Raw genomic sequence first — 17,940 nt, 5'->3', positions numbered from 1 at the left:
TGGTGTATTTATGATTCACAAACCTCACGGCTGGGTAATTTTAAAATTTACTAATGAAGGCGATGTGTTTTTTAAAATCTTTGCAAGTTGGCGCGGTGGCTACCTAGACGCCGACTCGTGGCGACTTAGCTCTGGTAATAATAAGCCTCCCGCTTTATCTGATTGTGGGAAGTATTGGATTTGGCCTCAAGAATCTGGTTCGTGTTATCACCTTTCAGTTCATGGTGAAGATGGATATTCATTTTATACCGCTCAAATACTAGCAAGTATTATTATTCAATCTGGAGAAAGTGATGTTTTCATTGAAAGAGTGAAGTTATCCTCAATATTAAACTAACTTAGTTTTTTGTTTAAAGGTTGGTTATTTGATACAAGCGTTCAGAAGTATTAAGACTGATATTTTGTCAACAAAATACCTTCATGGGTATTTGGTTTTCATCACTATTAGATGACTCGTCAACAAAAAGTAAAGTTGACAAGGCAGGTTTGGTAATCTTTTGTGTTTGAGTATAGAAAATAAAAGAGATTAGAAATGACCCCACTGTTACGTCAACAAAAAACAACGCATATAAAACATACGTGATGTACGAAACCATGGCGGTATACAAATTAAGTTGGATTTTTTACTTAACCTTTATCTTTTTAACTGCATTTGTATTCTTAAATATGATGGTGGGGGCTATTTTAGAAGTAATGAGTGAGGAGCATCGCAATGCCCGAGAAGAGCAAGCCGATACAGACTCACTGCCCGCAACCCAAGGCCAAGTAAACGAATTGAAAGCACAACTGGCAGAGTTAAAACAATTACTCAAAAATAAGTAGCAGATTAAATAGGGCAAGTATGCACTTGCCCTATTGTTTATACTTTAAACTTACCTACTAAATCAGTTAATATCGATGAAAGACGACTCATTTCATTGCCATTCTCACTGGTGCTAACAGCAATATCACTCACCTCATCAGCCGAATTTTTAATTTCTGTCACATTTCGATTGATGTCTTCAGCGACGTGTTGCTGCTCTTCAGCAGCGGTGGCTATTTGCGTATTTAAATCACTAATATTAACAATAGATGCCGTGATCTCACTAAACTGTTGTTGCGCAGAATGCGCAAGTTCTACAGTTTTATTGGTGGTTTCTATGCTGCGTTCCATGTCTTTAGAGACTTTAGAAGACATCGTGCGTAACTTATCAAGCTGCGATGCTACTTCTTCGGTCGACTCTGCAGTACGCTGCGATAACGCACGAACTTCATCAGCAACCACTGCAAAACCACGCCCATGCTCACCAGCTCGCGCAGCTTCAATTGCAGCATTCAATGCTAATAAATTGGTTTGCTCTGAAATGCCACGAATAACGCTCAAAATCGACATAATATTTTCACTTTCAGTATCAAGTTGAGTAATGTCTGCTGAGGCATTATTTATTACATCACAGAGCTGCACCACACTTTCTACGGTTTGTGTAATAACCGATTGCCCTAAATCTGATGCTTGTTGTGTTTGAACCGCCAAATCGGCCGCATTCGCACAACTACTCGACACTTCATTAGCAGTGGCAGCCATTTCATTAATAGCCGTTGCCGCCATTTCTAAAGCTTGTTGTTGTTGGCTAGTAGAGCTTGTTAGTTGAGCTGCTTGTGATGATGTTTGCGATGAGGTTTTACTAACATTTTGTGCGCATTCATTAATTTGATTCACCAGCTCACTGATCAAATTTAAAAATAAGTTAAAGCTGGTGGCCAGTTTAGCGGTTTCATCTTTGGTTTTTATTGTTAAGCGCTGGGTTAAATCACCGCCGCCTTGCGATATTTCAGTTAAACCATCGCTCACCTCAACAATTGGAGCTGAAATAAGTTTAGAAATATAACTCGCTATCGCAACAAATACGGCAATTAATATCGCGCTAATAATTAAAATGGTGTACGCCATCGCATTGGCCGCACTCATTACCTCAGACTTTTCTACCACCCCAATAAACTTCCAACCTAAAATGGGAGACGTATAAATATTGGCCATATACTGTTTTCCATCAATATCTACATCAAACAGGCCTTTGCTATTTTTAGCTAAATCGGCGTATTTAGCCCCCTCAATATCTGCTAGGTTTTTGAATCGGTAATCTGGGTGTTTCACATCCACCAGCACACTGCCACTGTCTTCAATCAACATTAAGTAACCTGTTTCGCCTAATTTAATATCGGCAATAATATCGGTAAGCCCGCCCAATGAAACATCCATCCCTTGAGCACCAATTAATTCACCGTTATCAATAATAGCTTTAACCGTGGACACAATCACTAAATCATCAGCAGCCCAGTAATACGCATTAGTACGGGTTGTTTTACCGTTCGCTTGTTTAGCTGTTTTGTACCATGGGCGCTGACGAGGATCATAATTGGCGTTTACGTTTCCCATTGGCCATTGAATATAACCACCTTGTTCATTCCCCATGTAAATATAAGCAAGCCCAGGGTGAGTCTCACCAAAATGATTAAATAAACTGTAAGCAGCTTGCTCCGTCGGACTTTGGTTAGGGTGATCAAGCATTACCTTAGTGCCAACATTCATATGCGTTTTTATGTTTTCACGGGCATTTTTAATCGTTTGGTGGGAGGCTAAGTAGTCCACGTTTTTAGCAATTTCAGAAAAAAACATAGTAATTGCATTATCAACTTGGCGGGCTTCACGTTCACTTAACTGAGAAAAATTATCAAGTGCTTGCTCTCTGGTTTGGGAAATAACTAAAGCAGCTATAATTAATAACGGCAAGGCAATTGCAGATGCAAAGGAGAGCTTTAATTTTTTTGATATATTCATGAAGTTAACCTCTAAAAACACTCTTAAGAATATAGTGTGGCTAAAGGGGTTGAGCAAGAAATAATATGAGAATGTTTCGAAGAGGCAATAAAAAGGTTAGCAATTAGCTAACCCTTTAACTTGATGAGCTAGAAAATTACTCACCGTCTACAATAATTCGTAACATCCGGCGAAGTGGCTCCGCAGCACCCCATAAAAGCTGATCGCCCACGGTAAAGGCGCTAATGTATTTTGGCCCCATAGCGAGTTTACGAATACGGCCAACAGGAATACTCAGCGTACCGGTTACTTTAACTGGAGTTAAGTCGGTACTGGTAATGTCGCGCTGATTAGGAATAACTTTAACCCACTCATTGTGCGAGGCTAAAATTTCTTCTATTTTTTCTACACTAATATCTTCACGTAGTTTAATGGTCATCGCTTGGCTATGACAGCGCATTGCACCAATACGTACACATAAACCATCTATAGGCACAGGCTGTTTAGATGAGCCTAAAATTTTGTTGGCTTCTACTTGCGCTTTCCATTCTTCTTTTGATTGACCGCTTGGCATAGGCACATCAATCCATGGGATTAAGCTACCCGCCAGTGGCACACCAAATTGGTCTTGTGGCAAATCACTAGATGCCATTTTTTCGCTGACTATTTTATCAATTTCTAAAATAGCTGAACTTGGATTATCTAATTGCTGCGCGACACTTGCATGAATAGCACCCATTTGAGATATGAGTTCTTTCATATTGCGTGCACCGGCGCCCGATGCTGCTTGGTAAGTCATTGGGCTTACCCATTCAATTAGGTCCTGCTCAAATAAACCGCCCAGTGCTAGTAGCATAAGTGAAACCGTGCAGTTACCACCTACAAAGGTTTTAACGCCTTGCTCAAGCCCTTGTTCAATGACATCTTTGTTAACAGGGTCAAGTACGATAATACTGTCGTCGCTCATACGCAGCGCAGAGGCTGCATCTATCCAATAGCCATCCCAACCCGATTCACGTAATTTTGGGTACACCGCATTGGTATAATCGCCACCCTGACAGGTAACAATAATGTCCATTTTTGCAAGTTCAGAAATATCACTAGCATCTAAAAGCGGTTTAGCTGGACCTGCTAACTCAGGGCCAAGCTGACCTGCTTGTGAGGTGGTGAAAAAGGTGGTGTCGATATGAGCAAAATCATGTTGTTGTTCCATTCGCTCAAGTAACACCGAGCCCACCATGCCGCGCCAACCGACTAATCCTACTTTTTTCATTGTTTGTTCCACTGTTTGATTCATAAAAGGAGCCTATACATTAAAAATTAAAAATTCATTGCGTGAGATTTAATTTTTACAGCCCTAAGCTAACACCGCCAGCACACTAAAACTAGTCAATAAACTGTAACTTAAATATTTTTCATACACATAAAAAAGCCCTGTACAAAATACAGGGCTAATAAGTAGTTAGGCGTTGTTATAAATCCTATCCTTGGGCTTTTACTTAAAACTCGTAACTAAAGCTGACACTCAGTTCTCTAGGCGTTTCTTGAGAACGAATTAACACATCATTTTGTTCTACTTCAAAGTTTTGTCCCAACATATTCTTCACTTTAAGTGTTAATGTGGTATTAAACGTTGGGTAGTAACTATAAACCATGTCTAACGAGTTTAAAGGTTGTTCGTAAGCGTCATCAAAGTTGTTAACACCCGCAGCTAAAATACGGTCACCAAATACGTTATAAATAAATGAAGCTTGATGCATGCCATCATGCGAATCGTAATTCAATTGTAGGTTGGCAACATACTTTGAGTGGCCAGTCATACGTCGCTTTAGATTTGTTAGGTCGGCGCGCTGTTCTTCTGCAATTTCAACTTCTGAATCACTAACCGTTAAATTACCAGAAGTAAAAAAAGCACCACCCAATAAATCACTATGCAACTCAGTTAACCATTCAGCTTCTATACCGTAAACATAAGCTGTATCTGCATTGTCAAACTGCAGAGTAAAACGACCGTCACTTTCGGTTAATAATGCTTCGATTGGGTTATCTATATCTTTATAGAATGCGCCAACTGAGTAGTTATCACCATTGTCCATATAAAATTCGATACGTGCATCAAAGTTATCTAAGTAACTAGATTCTAAGAATGGATTACCAAGCGTTCGATAACCAGTCAACGGATCTTGGAATTGAACAGGGCTTAGCTCACGCAAATCAGGACGAACAACCGTGCTGCCATAGCCAAAACGAACTTGGTACGACTGCTGACTATATGTCATAGATAATGAAGTAAAATACTCATCTTCCATCACACTTGCTTGTTTTATCGCATCTGCACTTAATTTATCTGCCAATAAAGCAGGATCGAATGTTGAGCGAGAAAAAGCGAGAGCAACTTGACGGAAGTCCTCGTAACGCACACCACCACTTAAACGCCAATCTTGAGCAAAAGTGATATCAAAAGAGCCGTAATAAGCATCAATCATTTGCGCTGCTAGGTAATCATCGGCTGTAGGTTCTTGAAACAATAACTCTACATCCGTTGAATCGATCACAGCATCATTAGCAAAGAAACTACCAATTGACAGTGCTTCTTCTTCACTTTGTGCTAAATCTAAAGACTGTGTTTGGCTGAAGCGATAGTTAAAAAAGTCTGTGCGGTAATCACGCGTTTTTTCAACAAAATAGCCGCCGCCCGCGATTTCAACTTCGGCGTTATCAAAGTAAAAAACTTTGTTAACATTAACGCCCCAGTTTTCTACATCGTCTTCTAGCTCAACAAATCGATACAAATAAGGATTGCCACCTAAACTGCCATTATAAAAAGTACGTTGATATTCGCCATCGGCGTACTCATCACGCACCGTTACTTCAAGCTCGCCAGGTATACTCGTCGTCGCTGTTGAATCAGTGTATTGCCAATCTACACCCACACCTTCAAGAAAACTCCACTCTAAATTGTGCATTCCACGAAGTTGAAGTATTTCAAGTTCACGTTCCTCAAAAGAGGTTAGGTGGCTTCGCTGTAATTGCCCAGAATCAATGCTTAATGACTTTGAAGGCTCTTGATAAAGCGCAACAGAAGCTTCATCTTCAGTATCTCGTAGCATCATATAGGTGGCTGTTAAATCATGGCCGCCAATTTTATAACCTAAATTTAGAGAGCTATTTAATTTTATATTATGCTTTGTTGATACTTCTTTCTCTGTGGCAGAGTAACAAGTAAAGTCATCTTTTGAACATTCAGATTCAGATGCGTCAACAGAAGAAAGTACTGCGCTAAACTTCTCTGCATTAGACCATTCATTTTCATAAGCAACTGATGCTAAGAAACCAAAAGATCCGTCTAGGCCAAATAAGTTATCAAATCGGTCGCCATAAACAGCCTTAATGCCTGCATCAGGGTTTAAGCTTTCTTTTTCTAAGCCAAAATCTCTTGGTAGTGCTTTTGATAAACTTTTATTTAAGTCTATTGCAGCTGCTTGACCAATATCAGCCCCCTGACGTCTTGACTCCACATCTCTTATATTTCTGTATGAGATATCAGACAAGCCATTGATATAGGTATTTAGCGCCGTTTTAACGGCTCCTGGTAAGGCGCGTGTACCATCGTCTTTACCTAACCAATCATCACTGCCGCCATTGTATGTATAGCCTTCATCGTTTGTATCTTTATAGCTAGCACCAATCTCAACTTTAAATAAAGTATCACTTGGAATGCTTTTCGTCCTGATATTAACGTCACCACCACCAAAAGCCGCAGGCATATTAGGTGAATAGGCTTTTTGAACAGCTAAAGACTCAATAATACTTGATGGGAAAATATCAAGTGGTATTACATTTCTGGTCAGATCTGGGCTTGGAACAACTGCACCATTTAAACGCACGCTTGAGTAACGCTCACCTAAACCGCGTACATAAATAAACTTATCGTTAACTAAAGATAAGCCTGTAACACGGCGAAGTGCTGAAGCGGCATCGCTATCACCCGTTCTAGATATTTGCTCTGAACCCATTATATCAGCAACAAATGCCTGATTTTTACGTTCATCAATTACCGCACTAGCACTGCCTTTAAGGCGTGTACCTGTTGCAACAACTTCTTCTATCGCTTCTTCATTGATTATTTCTTGTGCCTGTTCAGCGAAAGAATTAAATGAAGAAAAAAGGGAGAGCAGAGATAACGTTATTAGATTAGTTTTAAACTGCTTTTGATGTTTCATATTTATATCCTCTAAACCTAAAATTCCCTTAAAAAAGGCGCCATAGCGCCTTATAATTAGAGCCGGTCTAGATTAATTACTAGCGCGTTGTAAAGATGCGGCTACAAAATCAGCCCATTCACTTGATTCACCTTCTTTAAGTGCACCAATATAACCTGCGTTAGTAAAGAAAGAGTCAACTTCACTCATGTCTTTCGCCGTTGTAGCTACCGCAGTACCTTGTGAATCTGTAATAGTTGCTGCAGTTGAAACACCATCAGCACCAAGCACATTTGCAAAATCAGCAAAACCAATCAGCTGATTATTTTCGCCACCAGTAAACCAGGTATTGATATCAAAGCTTGCTAACGCACCTGTTAAAGGAGTGTTTACGTCTTCAAAATTCTTACCACACGCAAATATTGAACTCACAAATGCGATATCACCGTTGTTTGCATTGGCATGCACACCGGCATCTCCTGATTTATCTTTTTCATTATATAAATCAAAACAGCCAGCACCATCTACAGATGATGAGTTTACAAACAACATATTAGCTAATTGCGCTTTACCCCATTCTTTCATTTCCATACCGGCACCAGTACGACGCCCTTCAGCACCTTGATCACCAGTAGTAACAACGGTTGCATTAGCAATAGTTGGGTTAGAAACAGTCGTTACTAAATCTTGTGCGTCTGCAGATAATGGATCTACTTTTGCGCCATCTGTTTCAAATCCATGATTTCCATATTCATTTGAACGTACAAGAATGTACTGTCCGTAACCTTTCCAACCCTCATCCCAGTCAATACCGTCATCACCAGTATCAGTAACAACAATATGTTTAAGATTAACGCTACCACCAAAGAGCTCTATACCATCATCAAAACCATTATGTACATGAACATAATCAATTGTTGTGCCTGAACCAACAGCATTTAGTGTTAAACCATTTAGCTCATCACCTTCAACGCCAAATCCTGCATACTTAATAACAATGTGCTTTAATATACCGCTACTATCTTGCGGGTCATTACCACCGTAATAAGATACAATACCTTCAGCTGAGTGGTTACACATGTCTTGTGCCGCAGCAGTCGCTGTACAACGAATAGAATGGCCACGTCCATTTACCTGAACGCCACCCCAATCCCCAATTTGAGCGGTTGTTGAATCATCACCATCAACTTCTTTAATACTTGTGAAAATAATTGGCTTATCTACTTCACCAATTGCTTCAATATTTGCACCGCGAGCAATACGAATAAAACTCTCTGGCTTGGTAAACGCAATGGTAGCGCCTGCTTCAATAGACAATGTTGGGCCATTAACATCAATAGTAGCGCCTGTAGATGTGTCTACATCGTCACCTATAAATAAAGCACCTTCAAATACATGGGCACCGCCATCATCTAGCGCGGGGATAACAAAAGAGCTAGTAATTTCTTTTGCATTACTTGCAAATGCTTGGCTGTATAAACAGTTTACGCCTTCTGCTTCACCTGTAAATGTAGCTCCATCTAATGTGTATGTGGCGCAACTTAATGTATCGCCACCATTATCACCACCTGGGTTAGTCACTGAATTGTCTACACTGTTATCAACTGTCGTAGGTGTAACGTTAATATCTCCACCACCACAACCAGCCAGTGTTATTGCTGTAGCCACTAAGCTGATTTTGAATAAGCCAGATAATTTCATTGTTCACTCCGTAAAAGTATTTAATTATTGTGTTAGCGCATTAAGTAATAACTTAAGTCACTTTAAGGCACGATACTCATGCATTAAGGTCACTTGAGTTATCGAATACGAAGTACAATACGGGAGTGATATGACAATGAAGTTACACTTTAATAAACATAAAATGACAATGTTAATTAATTAAAAATCAATTGGTTGCTTTAAAAGGCGCGCAAAAAAACCACACAAACTAAATGTTAGTGTGGTTTGAGTAGTGCAATTATGAAATGGTTTTTAGTGCGTCAATTAAGAACTAATAATCGCACTATAAAAATTAAAGCAGTGCTGTTTTTAATGTTTGTGCATGCACTTTTTCGCGTTTTACATATTTGATCCATTGCTGGGCTAAACGTTGCGATTTTTTGTGCTTTTCGGCTTGTTCAAACGCAAGGATAGACGCATCAAAGTTTTGTAAATTGTATTGTGCCATCCCTAAAGCAACAAACGCATTTGATTCAAAATCAAGGCCGCCTTTATCCAGTGCCATTCGCGCAGCATCGGCAGCTTCGTCATACTGCTCTGTGTTTACATACACTTCAGCCAAGCGCTGATCGTATTTACCATGCTCTGAGCGCTCTGCAGCTTTGGTAAAGTAACGAATCGACTTAGCATCTTCTTTAGCTTGTACCATGGCCTCGGCTACAAAGGCATAATTTTTAGCTGTTGGTTCAGCAATGCCCTGCTCTATTGCCTTACTCATTACACTGGCGGCTTTGTAAGCAAGCTGATTGTATAAATATACCTGTGCAAGCTGTCTTAGGTCAGATTTAGAGGTTAAAAATCCTTGCTGGTAAGCCGCTTCTAAAACACTAAGCTGCTGTTTTTCTTGCCCAGTTTCACCGTACATACCGGCTAATTGCACCCAATACTCAGGTTTGTTGTATAGCTTTACCATACGCTCAAGTACGCTGACTACTTTATCCGTTTGGTTAAGTGAGTAATACATAGCACGTTGCAGTACCAGCCAGTTTTCTTTGGGTACTTTGCCTTCGCTATCACTTAAGTTAATGGCTTGGGTAATGTAACTCAGGCCTTGCTCATAGTCTTTTAATTGATAGTAGGTTTGCGCTCTTAATAAATAATATGCATCAGTTTTTGGCTTTGTATTAATGGCATCCCATTTATCTAAAAATGCGATCACCTTTTCATAGTCGCTGTTAGCCATTGCAAGCTGCGCTAAGCTGAATGTCGTGCTCAAACGTAGTGTTTCTGGAATGCCATCTTCTGCAATCACTTTTTCAAATGAGGCAATCGCTTTTACAAGGTCGTTTTCATTGTAATAAATAAACCCATAAAAGTTATGCATCATCGCAATTTCATAAGAGTTCATACTTGATGAGCGCGCTTGTATACTGTCAAGCGCGTCCAAACCCGCTTTACTGTCGCCATCATCCGCAAGTTTTTGGGCGCGAGCTAATTGGCTGTATACCTTTTCACGCAGTGCGGGAACTCGTGTTGTTTTCTGCTTTTCAGCAGCCTGTACTGTCGCCAAATTTACACCCGGAAGTACACTCAATGCACTTGGTGTAACAACGCCGGCACTGATTGCAACAGTGCACAACATGCTAAGCTTTAATAGCTTGGTTGTTAGTTTTAATTTCATAATTGCCTCACGTTCACTCTTTGCTTACTTAATAGAATTAACCATTAATTTGGAAAGAAATTTTATTTTGCACACCGGCTACTTCAACAGCTTCGCCATTAACAACGCGCGGTTTATATTTAAACTTAAGGGCCGCATCCATCGCTGCTCTATCAAACAGTGACTCTGGCTCGGCTTTAATAACTTGTGGCTCTTTCACTGTGCCTTGCTTGGTCACTGTAAACTCAACAATGACATACCCTTCAATACCACGCGACAAAGCACGCCTTGGGTATACCGGTGCCACTTTTACTATGGGTAAATACTCACCGTCACTGGTTTCTAACGCTAATCCACCCGCTAGATTTACATCAGCATCGACATTGGCAGCAAAATCAAAGTTGTTGCTAGCAGCGTTGTTGTCGCTACTTTGCATTTGTGGCGATTCCATTGGCGGTGGTGGCTCTTTAGGTGTTGGTGGCTTTTGTGGTTTACGCTCCTTTTTTTGTACCGTTTCTTCTTTTTTCAAACGGACAAAATCTAATACATTCCCTTTTGCAGGCTCCGTCATGGCGCCTTCTCCGCCGGTGATCAATGCCTGCATACCTAAAAACAGCATAAAGGTCACCACACCCGCTATAATTAACGCAAGTACATAACGCATCACTCGTTACCCTTCTTGAGCCGCTATTGAAACATCAAATACACCCGCTGCACGCGAGGCATCCATAACTTTTATCAAGGTTTCTGTAGTGGCTTTTTTATCGGCCTGAATAACCACACTACCTTGTGGATTTTCAGCTTTTAAGCGTTCAATGTTAGCTTGTACAGCACGTACATCAATTTGACGTTTATTGATCCAAATTTCGCCTTGATCTGAAATAGCCACTAATATGTTAGCGCGCTCTTTTTTAACAGCCGTTGCCGCTTCAGGGCGGTTTACATCAATACCGGCTTCTTTTACAAACGAGGCTGTAACAATAAAGAAAATAAGCATAATAAATACAACATCCAGCATAGGAGTCATGTTTATTTCTTCTGCTTCATCTTCTTGGAATAAATTACCTAATGGGGCTCTCATTTTACTTCTCCTAGAATAAGCGGTGATTATGTTCACCGCTTTTCAATAATTATTTAGTGGTCCAACACCATAGTGTCTTGCAACAATTCAACTTCACGCTTTGCTTTACGCTGTAAATAGGTTGAGGCAAACACCCCAGATAACGCACCGACCATACCTGCCATAGTGGGTATGGTTGCTTTTGACACACCCGATGCCATAGAGCGTGCGCTGCCTGTTCCTGTAATAGCCATTACATCGAAGACTTCTATCATCCCTGTAACTGTGCCGAGTAAACCTAATAGTGGACACAGCGCCACCATCACATTAATCAGTGGTAAGTTTGCGTTTAATCGCATACTGGCGCGTGACACCATGGCCTGGCGTATTTGCTCTGCATTCCAGCTGTTGCGTTCACTACGAGTTTTCCACGTATTTTTAACGTCTTTTTTGTAGTGTCGATAGCCATTAAAAAAGTACATAAATCGCTCGAGTATCAATAACCACATCGCGAAAATTAACACGGCAATGACCAAGAGAACTTGGCCACCCGTGTCGAGAAAATCACGGATAGCATTGATTGAATCAATCAATAGCACCATGGTTTAAGCTCCTTTCTCGCTTCGCTCGGCAATAATACCTGCACTTTGTTCTTGTAAAATAAGCAGTAAGCTTTTTGAGCGAGTATTCAATAAGGTGTATAAAAACACCGTAGGGATAGCAACAACAAGGCCTAATACCGTAGTAACCAGGGCTTGCGAAATACCGCCTGCCATTAGTTTAGGGTCGCCAGTGCCGAATAAAGTAATTGCTTGGAAGGTATTGATCATCCCAGTTACCGTACCGAGTAAGCCCAGCAATGGCGCTACCACAGAGATAATTTTAATAAGCGTTAAATTACGGGTGATTTTTGGCATTTCGCGTAAAATGGCTTCGCTTAACTTAAGTTCAAGCGTGTCGTACGCCACATTAGGATATTGGTCTTTCACTTTCATGACGCGCCCTAGCGGGTTATCATCACGGGCTGTATCGTCTTTTAATTGACGACGGATTTTTCCACCCATCAGCAGGAGCGATACAAAACGCTCTAACGCAATTAATAACGCTAATAAGCCAACGCCTAAAATAACGTAACCAACTGCACCACCTTGATGAACTTGCTCGCTGGTATCAGGGGCTTGTACTAACAAACCTAAAATTGAACCACCCGTTGGGTCAAGCGCAAACGGCACCACACCGGTGTTTGCTTGCTGCAAATCAGCCGCAGTCGCAGTAAAGCGGCTACTTGGTTGGCGAGTAAGCTGGCTAATGGTATTGGTAGAAGGCGTATACTCTAGGTACTGACCGTCACTAATAAGGTTAAATGCACCCACACGTACCACTTCTTTTTGTACTTTATTGCCACCGTCAACAATTACATCAGTATTGAAGCGGCTTACTTTTCCTTGTTCGGTCATTTCGCGTTGTAGCTCAAACCAAACCTTTTCGATATCTTCAATAGACGCAAGCTTTGAGGTAGAACCCATTTTTTGCGCCAATTCGTCCATAAAAGTACTACGCCCAGGTAACTGAGCCGATACCACCGAGGTTGCAAACTTGTTGCTAGAATCTCCAGCAACTTGTTGTAGCACACCAAATAGCTCTTTTAATGAACCCATACGCTTTGATAAAGTATCGGTCAGATTAGCCAATTTAATTTCGTTTTCTTCAAACTGCGTTTCTAAACGCTCTGACTCGCTAAGCATCTGATTTCGTTTAGCTTGGGTGTTTTTAAGCATTTGCACTTGTTCATTTTGACGTGCTGCAAATTCTTGTTCGCGTTGTTTATTTTGTTCTGATTGCGCTGATTTACCCTGCTCTAACGTTTTTAATAAGGCATCTAAGTTCATTGGTTCAGCGGCACACATCGCACCTGAAAAACCTAAGCTGGCTGCAAACACGGCCATTTTTGTCATTTTCGTTAATAATTTCATGGTAAACCTCTTATTCTGCAGCATGAATTGGCAGTGTTAACATATCGGGGGCTAGTTGTTTGCGAGCAATGCGAAGCCCTTTATTAATTTGACTAATGGTTGAATCAGGCAGTGCAACAAACGACTGTGTTTTTTGATCCCAACTACCTGCTTGTTTACCATCGCGGGTAAGATAAATTAGCTCTAAACGACCAATGCGCAGAAAGTCGACTTCACGTTCTTTATTGTCCACATCAAGCAATGCGGTATACGCTTCAATAGTGCGTCCGTAGTCAACCTCAACTTGATAAGCCTCTAAGACACGACGAAATTTTTCACTTGATGTAATATCAGCGCGTTCCATCATTGCACTTAATGATTCAAGACGCTGCTTTCGCTCTTGCTTTAAAAACGGCACGTCTAAGGCAACAAACTGTTCAAGCCCAGTGATCATACGAAGCATTAAAGGGGTTATTTGGCGCTCAATAATCGATACTTGATCCATCGATAAATTAAGCGATTCCATCTCTTCTATTTGATTATTTAACTGTTTTGTAAGCTGTGCGTTATAAACGGCTAAACCATCTATTTCTTTATTTAGGGTTTTGAATTGCTGTAAACGCCCTTGCATTGAATCTGCAATCTTGTCTATTTTCGTTTGTGATTGCGCAGCTAAATTATTAATTTCGCTGCTTTTATCAATTACCGTGTTTAAATCATTGGCGTGGACTGCTGCACTTGCGGCTACAATACCAGCTAAAATTAATGGTTTAACGCCTTTCATCGTATACACCTTTGTTCGTTAATTATCGGATTTGCTAGTCGCTTTAGCCTGTTTATTAAAAAACAATTTAAAGCGAGGTAGTTTCAATGAGCGAAAGTGTATAGATTAAAAATGACAAGCGTGTTGCGTAAAAAAGTCGCTTTTATGACAGCGGTAATAAATTAGCCTTATTGGCCGAATTTAAAGTGCAGGGGTAATGTTTGAAGTGTAAATTTTATAAGTAAGCTTGTATTTCACTTAGCGTTTGCCGCCAATCTGTGTAGTTAATAGCAATGGGGTATGCGCCATTGTTTTTTATTAATACTAACGACGGAAAACCTTGAATAGGTAAACTGCGAACAAAGTTAAGCTCATCATCAAAGCGACGCTTAAGTTCCTTAGAGTGTAACTGCTGAGTAAATAAACAGGGATCTAAACCAATTTTTTCGCATAGTTTAATAAGCACGTCTTCATCCGATGGATTTTGCGCCTGTAAATAATACGCTTGTTGAATGGCGTCAATCATCTGTGGCTCTTTGTTAAAGCTACGAGCAATTAAAGCCGCTCTGCAGGAGGGATAAGTAGAACGGCGCGGTTGGCATTCTCGCCAAAAATTAAAATTAAACTCAGTGCCTAATTGGTTGCTAATGTTTTGCCATATGCCTTGTAGTTGCAACTGCATATCGGCACTCATTGGCTGGTCGCTATCAGCAGCTAAACCTCCCATTCTATATTCTATAGGCAGAATATTTGCTAGAGCAGATTCAAGTTTTTGCCACGTAGGCTTATATCCCCAGCACCAGCTACACATAGGATCATGCACATAAATAAGCTTATTGACTGACATACTCGCCATGCGCAAATATGACTTTATTGCGCCCTTGTGATTTTGCCTGATATAAATACTCATCGGCTTGTTTTAATGCACTGTCGTAGTCATCAATATGATTAGCTTGTGCAATGCCAATGCTACAAGTTAACGATACTCGTTGTTGTTTATCAGTTAATATTACATGATGTTGCACGCATTCTCTAAAACGATTAGCCAAAATACTGGCTTCTATGGTGGTCATCTGCGGTAAAATAACCACAAACTCTTCGCCACCATAACGGGCTTTAAGGGCGGTTGCAGAAAATTGCGACTCTAATAATTTAGTAAACTCTATTAATACGGTATCGCCAAAATCATGGCCGTAGGTATCATTTAATTGTTTAAAGTTATCTAAATCAATGAGCAAAATAGACAGCGGCAAATAATGCGCTGGCCGTGAAGCAGCAAGCTTTAAAAAATGTGAAGTAATAAAACGGCGGTTGGGTGCGCCTGTAAGCTGATCTGTATAGGCGTGTTGTTTTTGTTCTAAGGTGATATCTGCAATGGCAAGATGGCTTCTGTGACGAAAATACTCACCGATAAAAGAAAACACCAGCACTAATGAAAATGCAGCGACAAAACGGGTCTTTTCTACCTCACCATACATAACCTGCCCCATATCGGGGCCATACAACATAACAATACAGCTCAATAACATGGCACTACTTAACCATGCGCCAAGTTTAACACCCAGTATGGCAAATACAGCTACAGGATAAAACATTAGCCAATATAACGCGGTGTTTTCTTTACCCCCGGTGGATACTAAAGCTAAGCACATCACAAATACAATCATCAAGGTAATTAACGCGATAGCATTAAGCTGTTTAGTTTTTATAAAATAAACAATGCATCCTACAATTGTTAAATTAACTGACACTAAAGAGGCAGTTAATATGGGCTCATAAATGCGATGGTTTATAATCACTAAATAGGTAATTAACACCAAGGCAATCGTTATCATGGTAAATAACGAAAACGCTTGGCGTTGTCTATCAAAGCTATAAACACTATCAATATTGATTAAACTGAGCCAGTTTGGTTTATTTATTTTTGTTTTACTGCTCATACTTTGAATTTTTTAACCATGCGCTCTAAGTCACTGAATTGATGTTTGAGCTTAGTGCACTCTTCTAAAGTGAGGTTAAGGTTAGATTGACCTTGAATCGATAGGTCGCTAATAACATGGATATCTGAATGTAATGATTTAACAACTTGATTTTGCTCATCAGTAGCATTAGCCACACTATGATTAGCGTCGGTTATTTGCTTTATCGCACTAATTATTTGTTTCATTACATCGCCAACTGCATCAGCTTGCTGAACACTTTTTTCACTTTCTTCTAAACTGGTTTTCATCAGCTCAACGGCAGAGCTTGAGCCTTTTTGTAGTTCAATTACCGTATTTTCAATTTCTTGCGTTGATTGCTGAGTACGTTGTGCTAATTGCCTGACTTCATCAGCAACAACGGCAAACCCTCTTCCCGCTTCACCTGCACGTGCCGCTTCTATTGCCGCATTTAAAGCAAGCAAGTTAGTTTGTTCACTCACGCCTTTGATTACCGCAAGTACATTACCGATATTAGCAGTATGTGAATCTAAACTATTAATTGTTTCTTGTGCTTGCTCTATATTTTGCGAAAGTTGATGAATGCTCGATACGTTATTCGTTAGTGTTTGCTGATTTTTAGCGCAATATTGATCAGCATCTTTAGCAAGTGTTGAGGCATTACTTGCACTAGTTGAAATTTCTGTTGCAGTGGCTGAAAACTGGTTAATTGCAGATGCCACACTGTTGGTACGTTCACTTTGGTCGTCGTACATAGTTAATGTTGAATCTGTTTGGGTAACCAGTTTAGCAACCGCGGTTTCTAGCAACTGTGTTGAAGACTTAACTTGAACAATTGAATTTTGAATTTTTTCTATAAAAATATTAAATGAATTACTTAACTGACCAAACTCGTCATCGTTCTCAACACTGAGTCGACAAGTTAAATCGCCTTCACCTTGTGCTATATCTCTAATAGCATCATTAAGACGATACATAGGTCGCATTAAATAACGCAGTAAAAACTCCAGTGATGCAACAATCACTAAAATACCAATAATTAAAAAGACAATTGCCTTTTGACCAAACGAAGAAACACTTGAATACGCTTTATCTTTATTAACTACTACACCCAGATACCAATCAACATTTTCAATACCACGAATCTTAGTAAAGGATACCAGCGAGGTTTCACCCGCTACTTGATACTCTGTAAACTCTCTTGCTAACGGTGCATTTTTACCAATCAAATCTGCGACTTTTTTTGAATTTAATTTACTATCAGGGTGACTTAATATTTGCCCTTTATTATCAAGTAAGAAGCCATAACCGAGTCCCAAGAAATCAATATCGCCAATAATTTCAGCGATGGTTTGCATATCAATATCTGCTCCCGCTACCCCTTTAAATTGACCATTACTATTAATAGGCGCAACGGCTGAAATTGTCAGTTCGTTGGTGGTCACATCAATATAAGGGGTTGTAAAAGCCGTTGTTGTTTTATTTTCTACTAATTTATACCAAGGGCGACTTGTAGCATCAAAATCGCTGGGGAGCACAACACTTTGATCATTTAAAATAAATGTCCCCGATGATTTACCTATGTAGGTATTTTTAAAATCCCCGGCAAGCTCAGCGGTATTTAATTGCGAAAGCGTTAAAGACTTCGTATCGTTATCTTGATATGTTTTTGCGATAGAGATCACAATTGCCAATTTATTATTGAGCCAACTTGCAATGTTTTTAGAAACCGATTCTGAGTTTTGCTCTAGCACCAGCGACAACTGCTCTTGAGTTTGATGACGCATTGAAAAATAGTTATTTATAGTGAAAACACCTAACACTAAAACTAACACTAATGACGCAGCGATGGTGATTTTGGAGGTGAATTTTAGCGAGCTAAACATAAGTACCTTAAGAATTAA

At 40.0% G+C, this 17,940-nt stretch carries 14 protein-coding genes and 1 pseudogene; 2 read left to right on the top strand and 13 right to left on the bottom strand.

What is annotated here, in order from left to right; translation table 11 throughout:
• Nucleotides 1-10: 10 nt before the first annotated feature.
• Nucleotides 11-337 carry a hypothetical protein gene (locus ACNSN2_RS18615; RefSeq protein WP_418609286.1) on the top strand — a complete coding sequence of 109 codons (327 nt, stop codon included), beginning with the start codon at nucleotides 11-13 and terminating at the stop codon, nucleotides 335-337.
• A gap of 236 nt (nucleotides 338-573) precedes the next feature.
• Nucleotides 574-822: pseudogene (locus ACNSN2_RS18610) on the top strand (ion transporter); the annotation flags it as partial.
• Nucleotides 823-859: 37 nt separating this feature from the next.
• Here the strand turns inward: ACNSN2_RS18610 and ACNSN2_RS18605 are convergent.
• From ACNSN2_RS18605 to ACNSN2_RS18545, 13 genes are all read right to left on the bottom strand, one after another.
• Nucleotides 860-2,818 carry a methyl-accepting chemotaxis protein gene (locus ACNSN2_RS18605; RefSeq protein ID WP_418609288.1) on the bottom strand — a complete coding sequence of 653 codons (1,959 nt, stop codon included), beginning with the start codon at nucleotides 2,816-2,818 and terminating at the stop codon, nucleotides 860-862.
• Between the two features lie 136 nt (nucleotides 2,819-2,954).
• The gene (gene asd, locus ACNSN2_RS18600) at nucleotides 2,955-4,094 is read right to left on the bottom strand and encodes an aspartate-semialdehyde dehydrogenase (protein ID WP_418609289.1); all 1,140 of its coding nucleotides are present in this window, start codon (nucleotides 4,092-4,094) and stop codon (nucleotides 2,955-2,957) included.
• A 202-nt stretch (nucleotides 4,095-4,296) separates the two neighbouring features.
• Nucleotides 4,297-7,020: a TonB-dependent receptor domain-containing protein gene (locus ACNSN2_RS18595; protein ID WP_418609291.1), complete on the bottom strand. Its 2,724-nt coding sequence runs from the start codon at nucleotides 7,018-7,020 to the stop codon at nucleotides 4,297-4,299.
• A gap of 72 nt (nucleotides 7,021-7,092) precedes the next feature.
• The gene (locus tag ACNSN2_RS18590) at nucleotides 7,093-8,700 is read right to left on the bottom strand and encodes a hypothetical protein (protein ID WP_109874982.1); all 1,608 of its coding nucleotides are present in this window, start codon (nucleotides 8,698-8,700) and stop codon (nucleotides 7,093-7,095) included.
• Nucleotides 8,701-9,013: 313 nt separating this feature from the next.
• Nucleotides 9,014-10,342 (bottom strand): tetratricopeptide repeat protein, encoded by a 1,329-nt coding sequence (locus tag ACNSN2_RS18585; protein ID WP_418609292.1) that lies wholly within the window; start codon nucleotides 10,340-10,342, stop codon nucleotides 9,014-9,016.
• 37 nt (nucleotides 10,343-10,379) lie between these two features.
• Nucleotides 10,380-10,985 (bottom strand): energy transducer TonB, encoded by a 606-nt coding sequence (locus ACNSN2_RS18580; RefSeq protein ID WP_008111498.1) that lies wholly within the window; start codon nucleotides 10,983-10,985, stop codon nucleotides 10,380-10,382.
• A gap of 6 nt (nucleotides 10,986-10,991) precedes the next feature.
• On the bottom strand, nucleotides 10,992-11,402 hold the full coding sequence (locus ACNSN2_RS18575) for an ExbD/TolR family protein (protein WP_008111500.1): 411 nt from the start codon (nucleotides 11,400-11,402) through the stop codon (nucleotides 10,992-10,994).
• A 53-nt stretch (nucleotides 11,403-11,455) separates the two neighbouring features.
• Nucleotides 11,456-11,983 carry a MotA/TolQ/ExbB proton channel family protein gene (locus tag ACNSN2_RS18570; protein WP_008111501.1) on the bottom strand — a complete coding sequence of 176 codons (528 nt, stop codon included), beginning with the start codon at nucleotides 11,981-11,983 and terminating at the stop codon, nucleotides 11,456-11,458.
• A gap of 3 nt (nucleotides 11,984-11,986) precedes the next feature.
• Nucleotides 11,987-13,354, bottom strand: coding sequence for a MotA/TolQ/ExbB proton channel family protein (locus ACNSN2_RS18565; protein WP_010388834.1), 1,368 nt, complete (start codon nucleotides 13,352-13,354; stop codon nucleotides 11,987-11,989).
• A gap of 10 nt (nucleotides 13,355-13,364) precedes the next feature.
• Nucleotides 13,365-14,117: a DUF3450 domain-containing protein gene (locus ACNSN2_RS18560; RefSeq protein ID WP_418609295.1), complete on the bottom strand. Its 753-nt coding sequence runs from the start codon at nucleotides 14,115-14,117 to the stop codon at nucleotides 13,365-13,367.
• 214 nt (nucleotides 14,118-14,331) lie between these two features.
• Nucleotides 14,332-14,943 (bottom strand): DsbA family protein, encoded by a 612-nt coding sequence (locus ACNSN2_RS18555; protein ID WP_418609297.1) that lies wholly within the window; start codon nucleotides 14,941-14,943, stop codon nucleotides 14,332-14,334.
• Nucleotides 14,930-16,036, bottom strand: a complete 1,107-nt coding sequence (locus ACNSN2_RS18550; protein ID WP_055012060.1) for a GGDEF domain-containing protein — start codon at nucleotides 16,034-16,036, stop codon at nucleotides 14,930-14,932. The genes ACNSN2_RS18555 and ACNSN2_RS18550 overlap by 14 nt, the downstream gene beginning before the upstream one ends.
• The gene (locus ACNSN2_RS18545) at nucleotides 16,033-17,922 is read right to left on the bottom strand and encodes a methyl-accepting chemotaxis protein (protein WP_054201584.1); all 1,890 of its coding nucleotides are present in this window, start codon (nucleotides 17,920-17,922) and stop codon (nucleotides 16,033-16,035) included. Before ACNSN2_RS18545 ends, ACNSN2_RS18550 begins: the two co-directional genes overlap by 4 nt.
• Nucleotides 17,923-17,940 lie beyond the last annotated feature (18 nt).

It is taken from the genome of Pseudoalteromonas sp. US3C1013 (genome assembly GCF_048401115.1).
In the GTDB taxonomy this organism is placed as follows: Bacteria; Pseudomonadota; Gammaproteobacteria; order Enterobacterales; family Alteromonadaceae; genus Pseudoalteromonas; species Pseudoalteromonas undina.
Note: the sequence above shows the minus strand (reverse complement) of the source record. Positions and strands in the feature narration are given on the sequence as shown.

What these genes read in the sequence shown, in the direction of transcription:
- ACNSN2_RS18615 (WP_418609286.1), top strand. Translation starts at nt 11, where the DNA reads ATGATTCACAAACCTCACGGCTGGGTAATTTTAAAATTTACTAATGAA.
- ACNSN2_RS18605 (WP_418609288.1), bottom strand. Translation starts at nt 2,818, where the DNA reads ATGAATATATCAAAAAAATTAAAGCTCTCCTTTGCATCTGCAATTGCC.
- asd (WP_418609289.1), bottom strand. Translation starts at nt 4,094, where the DNA reads ATGAATCAAACAGTGGAACAAACAATGAAAAAAGTAGGATTAGTCGGT.
- ACNSN2_RS18595 (WP_418609291.1), bottom strand. Translation starts at nt 7,020, where the DNA reads ATGAAACATCAAAAGCAGTTTAAAACTAATCTAATAACGTTATCTCTG.
- ACNSN2_RS18590 (WP_109874982.1), bottom strand. Translation starts at nt 8,700, where the DNA reads ATGAAATTATCTGGCTTATTCAAAATCAGCTTAGTGGCTACAGCAATA.
- ACNSN2_RS18585 (WP_418609292.1), bottom strand. Translation starts at nt 10,342, where the DNA reads ATGAAATTAAAACTAACAACCAAGCTATTAAAGCTTAGCATGTTGTGC.
- ACNSN2_RS18580 (WP_008111498.1), bottom strand. Translation starts at nt 10,985, where the DNA reads ATGCGTTATGTACTTGCGTTAATTATAGCGGGTGTGGTGACCTTTATG.
- ACNSN2_RS18575 (WP_008111500.1), bottom strand. Translation starts at nt 11,402, where the DNA reads ATGAGAGCCCCATTAGGTAATTTATTCCAAGAAGATGAAGCAGAAGAA.
- ACNSN2_RS18570 (WP_008111501.1), bottom strand. Translation starts at nt 11,983, where the DNA reads ATGGTGCTATTGATTGATTCAATCAATGCTATCCGTGATTTTCTCGAC.
- ACNSN2_RS18565 (WP_010388834.1), bottom strand. Translation starts at nt 13,354, where the DNA reads ATGAAATTATTAACGAAAATGACAAAAATGGCCGTGTTTGCAGCCAGC.
- ACNSN2_RS18560 (WP_418609295.1), bottom strand. Translation starts at nt 14,117, where the DNA reads ATGAAAGGCGTTAAACCATTAATTTTAGCTGGTATTGTAGCCGCAAGT.
- ACNSN2_RS18555 (WP_418609297.1), bottom strand. Translation starts at nt 14,943, where the DNA reads ATGTCAGTCAATAAGCTTATTTATGTGCATGATCCTATGTGTAGCTGG.
- ACNSN2_RS18550 (WP_055012060.1), bottom strand. Translation starts at nt 16,036, where the DNA reads ATGAGCAGTAAAACAAAAATAAATAAACCAAACTGGCTCAGTTTAATC.
- ACNSN2_RS18545 (WP_054201584.1), bottom strand. Translation starts at nt 17,922, where the DNA reads ATGTTTAGCTCGCTAAAATTCACCTCCAAAATCACCATCGCTGCGTCA.